This is a genomic window from Streptomyces spongiae, assembly GCF_009377185.1.
GTDB classification, from domain to species: Bacteria; Actinomycetota; Actinomycetes; order Streptomycetales; family Streptomycetaceae; genus Streptomyces; species Streptomyces spongiae.
In genome coordinates this window covers 1-2,775 of record NZ_VJZC01000898.1, presented here as the reverse complement: position 1 = coordinate 2,775, position 2,775 = coordinate 1, and the positions used below count along the sequence as shown (strand labels likewise).

The window sequence follows — 2,775 nt, the reverse complement described above, 5'->3', positions numbered from 1 at the left end:
CACCCCCACCCACCCGCACGGAGCGGGCGTACCGTTCGTACCGCTCATACCGCACGTACAACAAAACACAGCTCGACACGGGGAGGACCAGCACCATGGGCGTCACACTCGCCAAGGGAGGCAATGTCTCCCTCTCCAAGGCCGCGCCGAACCTCACGCAGGTGATGATCGGGCTCGGCTGGGACGTCCGCACCACCACGGGCGCCGACTTCGACCTGGACGCCAGCGCCCTGCTGTGCAACGCGGGCCGGGTCCTCGGCGACGAGTGGTTCGTCTTCTACAACAACCTCAAGAGCCCGGACGGATCGGTGGAGCACACCGGCGACAACCTCACCGGTGAGGGCGAGGGCGACGACGAGTCGATCCTGGTCGATCTGTCGAAGGTGCCGGCCACCGTCGACAAGATCGTCTTTCCGGTCTCCATCCACGACGCCGACAACCGCGGCCAGTCCTTCGGCCAGGTCAGCAACGCCTTCATCCGGGTCGTCAACCAGTCCGACGGCCAGGAGCTCGCCCGCTACGACCTGAGCGAGGACGCCTCCTCCGAGACCGCGATGATCTTCGGCGAGGTGTACCGGTACGGGGGCGAGTGGAAGTTCCGGGCGGTGGGACAGGGGTACGCGTCGGGGCTCCGGGGCATCGCACTGGACTTCGGGGTCCATGTCTCTTAGCGCAATATGCGCTAAACGAGGGGCCGCACGGGGTACGCGAGCGACCCGACTAGACTCCGGATTCAAAGTTTCGTAAAGCCGCGCGCGGCGCGGGGGAGCCCCGTACTAACACGATTGGGTAGCCAGTGGTTCTGAAAACCTTCGGCTGGTCGTTCGCGGTCACCGCGCTCGGCTTGGTCGCAGCGGTTCTCTACGACGGATGGACCGCGTTGGGACTCGTCGCGATCCTCTCCGTCCTGGAGATCTCGCTGTCCTTCGACAACGCCGTGGTCAACGCCGGGATCCTGAAGAAGATGAATGCCTTCTGGCAGAAGATCTTCCTCACCATCGGCATCCTCATCGCCGTCTTCGGCATGCGGTTGGTCTTCCCTGTCGTCATCGTCGCCATCAGCGCCCAGCTGGGGCCGATCGAGGCCGTCGACCTCGCGCTCACCGACAAGGACCAGTACCAGCAGTACGTGACCGACGCCCACCCGTCGATCGCCGCCTTCGGTGGCATGTTCCTGCTGATGATCTTCCTGGACTTCATCTTCGAGGACCGGGACATCAAGTGGCTGGGCTGGCTGGAGCGTCCGCTGTCCAAGCTCGGCAAGATCGACATGCTGTCGGCCTGCATCGCGATGATCGTCCTGCTGATCAGCTCGATGACCGTCGCGAAGAACGCCCATCAGCACGGCGGCACCCACGCCGACAAGACGGAAACGGTCCTGGTCTCCGGCCTCGCCGGTCTGATCACCTACCTCATCGTCGGCGGCCTCTCCAGCTACTTCGAGAACAAACTCGAGGAAGAGGAGGAGCGCGAGCACGAGGAGGAGGAAGCGGCCAAGCGGAGCGGCAAGCCGGTCTCCGCCGTCAAGCTGGCCGGCAAGGCCGCGTTCTTCATGTTCCTCTACCTGGAGGTCCTGGACGCGTCCTTCTCCTTCGACGGGGTCATCGGCGCCTTCGCCATCACCAACGACATCGTCCTCATGGCGCTCGGCCTCGGCATCGGCGCCATGTACGTCCGGTCGCTCACGGTCTACCTGGTCCGCCAGGGCACCCTCGACGACTACGTCTACCTGGAGCACGGCGCGCACTACGCGATCGGCGCTCTCGCCGCGATCCTGCTGATCACCATCCAGTACGAGATCAACGAGATCATCACCGGTCTCATCGGCGTCGTCCTGATCGGCTGGTCCTTCTGGTCCTCCGTGCGACGCAACAAGGCGCTGGAGGCCGCGGAGGGAAAAGCTGAGTCCTCGGACGACAAGGCCGAGGTCTCGGTGTGACCGGTTCCGGGGTGTGACACCCCTCCAGGTGAGGAACGCTCTGTGCGGGGCGGCTGTTCGAGGACGAGTCCTCAGGCGGCCGCCCCGCGGTGGGTTGACGGTGGTTGACGTATGGACACGGCAGTGTGGGGGCGGGAATGGGCTTCTTCGACGGTCTGCTGAGCGGCCGGACGCAGTTCGACTCGGGCAGTGCGGCGAGCAACTCCATCGAACTGACCAAACGGCACCGGACGGTCTCGCTCACCAAGCAGGGAGCCGCCACCGGCAATCTGCGCATCAACCTGTCCTGGCAGATGCGTACCTCCGACATCGGCGGTCCCAAGCGGCAGAGTCTGCTGCGGCACCCCTTCCAGGCCCTCAAGCCCGACGCGGTGCAGGCGCACAGCCAGAGCATGGTCAACGTCGACCTCGACCTCGGGGTGCTGTACGAGCTCACGGACGGGTCCAGGGGGGTGGTCCAGCCGCTCGGCGGGCTCTTCGGTGACACCAACGGGGCGCCGTATGTGAAGTGCAGCGGGGACGACCGGTTCGGGTCGGGGTCGGGAGAGACGATCTACGTCAACCTCGATCATCGCGACGACATCAAGCGGCTTCTGGTGTTCGTGTACATCTACGACCAGACGCCGGCGTTCGACCGGACGCATGCGGTGGTGACGCTGTATCCGAGCAACGGGCCGCGGATCGAGATCAGTCTCGATGAGCGGCATCCTCAGGCTCGGTCCTGTGCGGTGGTGATGATCGAGAACGTGAAGGGGGAGGTCGTCGTTCGGCGTGAGGTGAAGTTCGTGTACGGGTTCCAGGCGGAGCTTGATCGGTTGTACGGGTGGGGGTTGCAG

General features: G+C 64.9%; 3 protein-coding genes. All 3 read left to right on the top strand.

The annotated features are described in order from the left end of the window. Window positions 1-95 precede the first annotated feature (95 nt). Window positions 96-671: a TerD family protein gene (locus tag FNH08_RS48365; RefSeq protein WP_152778256.1), complete on the top strand. Its 576-nt coding sequence runs from the start codon at window positions 96-98 to the stop codon at window positions 669-671. Window positions 672-796: 125 nt separating this feature from the next. Then, complete coding sequence (locus FNH08_RS48360) at window positions 797-1,939, top strand: DUF475 domain-containing protein (protein WP_322726618.1); 1,143 nt, start codon at window positions 797-799, stop codon at window positions 1,937-1,939. 137 nt (window positions 1,940-2,076) lie between these two features. Beyond that, window positions 2,077-2,775, top strand: a 699-nt coding sequence (locus FNH08_RS48355; protein WP_152778257.1) for a TerD family protein, incomplete at its 3' end; no start/stop codon positions are given.

Bases quoted from the DNA above. Each gene is read 5' to 3' on its own strand.
- FNH08_RS48365 (WP_152778256.1), top strand. From the start codon at position 96: ATGGGCGTCACACTCGCCAAGGGAGGCAATGTCTCCCTCTCCAAGGCC.